This is a genomic window from Rhizobium tibeticum (assembly GCF_900110205.1).
Lineage (GTDB): Bacteria > Pseudomonadota > Alphaproteobacteria > Rhizobiales > Rhizobiaceae > Rhizobium > Rhizobium tibeticum.
This window is the reverse complement of sequence record NZ_FOCV01000111.1, coordinates 1-3,639: the sequence shown is the minus strand read 5'-3', so window position 1 is coordinate 3,639 and position 3,639 is coordinate 1. Positions and strand designations below refer to the sequence as shown.

The 3,639-nt window shown below is 61.3% G+C and carries 3 protein-coding genes and 2 pseudogenes; 1 reads left to right on the top strand and 4 read right to left on the bottom strand.

Features of this window, described 5'->3' with window-relative positions:
- Positions 1-445 precede the first annotated feature (445 nt).
- Positions 446-1,363, top strand: a complete 918-nt coding sequence (locus tag BSG20_RS34830) for a recombinase family protein (protein WP_072382303.1) — start codon at positions 446-448, stop codon at positions 1,361-1,363.
- Here the strand turns inward: BSG20_RS34830 and BSG20_RS38270 are convergent.
- The 4 genes and pseudogenes from BSG20_RS38270 to BSG20_RS34815 all read right to left on the bottom strand — a co-directional run.
- A complete protein-coding gene (locus BSG20_RS38270) occupies positions 1,350-1,859 on the bottom strand; it encodes a hypothetical protein (RefSeq protein WP_244541540.1) in 510 nt (169 codons plus the stop codon). The two genes, BSG20_RS34830 and BSG20_RS38270, sit on opposite strands and share 14 nt — an antisense overlap.
- Before the next feature lie 159 nt (positions 1,860-2,018).
- Positions 2,019-2,411: pseudogene (locus tag BSG20_RS39115) on the bottom strand (TniQ family protein); the annotation flags it as partial.
- A gap of 5 nt (positions 2,412-2,416) precedes the next feature.
- Positions 2,417-2,914, bottom strand: coding sequence for a TniB family NTP-binding protein (locus tag BSG20_RS34820; protein WP_244541539.1), 498 nt, complete (start codon positions 2,912-2,914; stop codon positions 2,417-2,419).
- 8 nt (positions 2,915-2,922) lie between these two features.
- Positions 2,923-3,438, bottom strand: a pseudogene (locus BSG20_RS34815) (TSUP family transporter); the annotation flags it as partial.
- Positions 3,439-3,639: the final 201 nt, after the last annotated feature.

Here is a 3,639-nt window from a genome sequence, read left to right as displayed (position 1 = left end):
TCTAACCATCGATAAGTAGCAAGTATCGATGGTAGTTGATCTGGAGTCGCAAATCATCGATGTCGGTCGTCCTGGATGACCGGAAAGGTCCGGTTTTCCGGCTTTTTGGGCAGATCTTGGCGAGGTTCGGCGGAACCGTCTCTGCTCTGCAGGCCCCTCCGAGCAACCCTCCCCTGCCGATGAGCTGCAGATTCCTCCATCATCTTTTCGCTCAAACGGGCCTTCATGCCCCTCCCCTCCTCCGATCTCCTTATTTTCCGGCATTTCCGCCGCAGATGGCCGCCAGAGCGCGTTTCGCGCTGGTTACGGCCCGATGCACGTACGACGTCGCTTTTCGAGTCTGGCGGAGCTGCATTTGGGTCATAAAACACGCTTGCAACTGTTCATTTTCTCACGCATGTTTTATCTGTACAAACCACCTCGAAATGAGCCCCTGAAAAGCCGGATGGCAAAGAGACAAACAGTTAAAGTCCCCCAACTTCCTAAGCGGCTCATCGGTTACGCCCGTGTCTCGACAGACGACCAGGTCCACGACGCCCAGATGGACGAGCTGCGCGCCGCTGGCTGCGATCGAATCTTCCAAGAACTTGGTTCCGGCGCATCTCGCGCTCGGCCGGTTTTAACACGGCTACTCGGCGAGCTCACCGAGGGAGACGTCCTCGTCGTCGTCCGTCTCGACCGGCTGGCCAGATCCGTGAGCCATCTGCTGCAGGTCATCGAGGATCTCGAGCAACGGGGAGTTCATTTTCGATCGATCCGAGATCCGATCGATACCTCGACGCCGCAAGGCATGTTTTCCCTCCAGGTTCTCGGCGCCGTGGCGCAGCTCGAACGGGCATTGATCGCAGAGCGTACCAAGGCGGGTATCAAAGCTGCGAAAGCCAGAGGAAAGCTTCCTGGAAATCCCGGTCTGCGAGAGCGCCGGCCGGAAGCGATCAAGGCGGTTTCGAAAGCACGCGAGAAACTGTATCTCGACGAGCTCATTGCGTCCGCGCAGACGTGGCTGCCGACGGTGCGGCAGCTCCGGCCTCAGCACAGCTGGGACAATGTCGTTCGGGTTCTCAAACGCCGCGGTCACGACTGGACCGTCGAGCGCCTGCGTCGCGCCGTTCATCGCATGGTCCGCGAAAAGCTCGCGGAGAAAGAACTCCTCACCCGGTCGCCGCGCCGCGCCCCTGAGGACCATTTGATGAAGCTGGTGGCGGCGATCGCGATTGCCGATCCCGATCTATCGCTGCGAGACATTGCCGCTCAACTGGACCAGATGGGAGAACGGCCGGTGCGCGGCGGCAAGAAATGGCAGCCGTCCTCCGTCCGGCACCTGCTGGAGGAAGCCCACCGGTTTGGCCTTATCCGCCGCTGAGGGCACGGTTCATCAGGCGACCGATCGCGCGGTTCTTTTTCCTGCGGCTGTTCGCCGGGGTTGTCTTCCAGGCTTGGCTATTGAGGATCTGCAGCGCCAGACGACGGTAATCGCCATCGCTCCGCAGTTTCAGCCCAGCGCTTTCAGCCTGAGCCGCGGCCGCCGGTTCTTCCGCCGCCTGCTGGCCCTCCCCTCTCCTGAACTTCCTGAAGGCTTCATGCAGGAAGGGCGGGACAGTTCCGACCGCACGAGGCTCGAGCAGGGCTGCGAGCTCAGCCATGGCTTCGATGGAGGCGGCCCGCCAGGCGAGAGGCAGTGTGGATAGCGGCGCGGATGCCCTTGGTGATGGCGGCAGCCTCCCATACGGGAGCGAAATCCCGAGGTAGGCAATATAGGGCGATCCGTGCGGTTGTGCGGCCCAGAGAAAGCGGCAAGCGGCCATCACCTCATCGAGCTGCACTCCCTTTCCGTCGATCGCACGACCGATCGCCGACATCGATTCCAGCATCCTGCTCTGTCGTGGCTGCCGTCGCCCTCGTTCCGAGATCACCGTCGCACACCAGGGACAGACCAGCCTGGCGCCATCCGACAGAAACTGAAACTGGAATAGCCCGACTCGAAAACAACGCTGACAGGCGCTCTGCAGGCCAACCCCATGCTTGAGGCATGCGACCGCTTCCACATGCGCCCAACTTCTCCGGCAATAGTGATCGCCGCCCTGTTCGGCATCATCGTCCAAGCAAACCGCACAAACCCCTCTTTGCAGCGGATTCCTGACGTAGCAGTCTTCAGGCCTCTCGAGATTGGATAGCGCCAGCCGCTGGAGATCGCGTTCCTTGAGCCTGCAGGCACGCGCCCAGCGCCACGTCATGTCTTGATCTGGCCGGAAATCCCGGGCCTCAAAGCTATCTCGCATCGAGACCGACCGCCCGCCTAGCCATGCCAAGATTTTTGGTGGCGTGCTGGAATAGCGGGAGGCGATGCGGCACTGCCAGGATGTGAGTAGCTCGTCCTTACATGGACGGGGCGCGACCGGAAGCAGCCGCACGTGTCTCACCGAGCCACCTGTCGCCTGAGTTGGCGCTCCGCATGCTGTGTCATGGCAACCAGCGGCAAGACCAGATCCTCGCCTTCGAAGCTTTCCAGGGTCATTGCCTCTTTGCCGCAACGGACCGCCTCTGCCGCTGCAGTCTCGATCAACCGAAATATCCGCACCGTGACGCCGTCCGTGAGTTCGAGAATGCGCCGACGAACCGGCGCAGACCCGAGATCCGACGGGCGCCTTAGCGGAAGGATAGTGCCGAGGCTCGCCAGGAGTTGCGCAAAATGCTGGTCATTGACCCACCTCTTCAGGTGAAACGTCTCGAACCGCTCCGCCAGTTGCGGATCCGTCAACAGCGCCTGCCGCGCAAGGTCCGTTCCTGCACAGATCAGCGGCACCTTCAAATCGTTCGCCAGGAACCTGATAACATTGAGGAAGATCCGCTGCTGCCGGTAGGTGCCGGTCAGCATCGCGTGGATCTCGTCGATGATCAGCATACGGACGCTCATGCCGCGCCCATCGGTCCAGGTGCGACGCCGAGAAGGGCCGCAACAATGCCGATGATGAAGCCGGCAATGACGCCGGCAACGATCTGCAGGCCGCCGGCGACCAGCGGCTGGCGTGCCGACGCCTCGTGGCCGACCATCAGCACGACGGCAATCGCCACCAGCATGATCGCGATCACGCGGTAGAGGGTCTCTGAGCGCAGCCGGGTAGCCCAGCCTGCCCCGAACCAGGCGCCGAGTAGGCTGCCGGCCAGGAGGTTGACGATGATGGGCCAGTGCGCAAGCACGTCGGCGAACGGAACGGCGGCCGTGCGAAACGGCAGGGCTGTGGCGACGACGACTAGGCTCATCGCCTTGTTGAGGATGACCGCCTCAAGCCCGGGAAAGCCAAACAGGCCGATGAGAAGCGGTCGTCGGAACTCCGCTCCGCCAAGACCGATCAGACCGCCGAGAGCGCCGATGACCCCGCCACCGAGAAAGGCGGCCGGCTTGCTATGCGCAAGTGTCGTGTTGGCAGTGTCGGTCATGATCGATATATTTCTCCGAATATTCCGTTGGTTTTATGCTGACAAACACATCGAGCTGCAAGTGGCGTGACCACGCCGGCGCTACCCTTGCGGCAAACCTGGCGAAAAATCCGCTGAACTTGGCAAGGTCCACCGATCTTCGCCCGTGCCAAATCGTTAAAAAACAGTTAATTACAGTCCGTTTATCCTCAACGACTGACA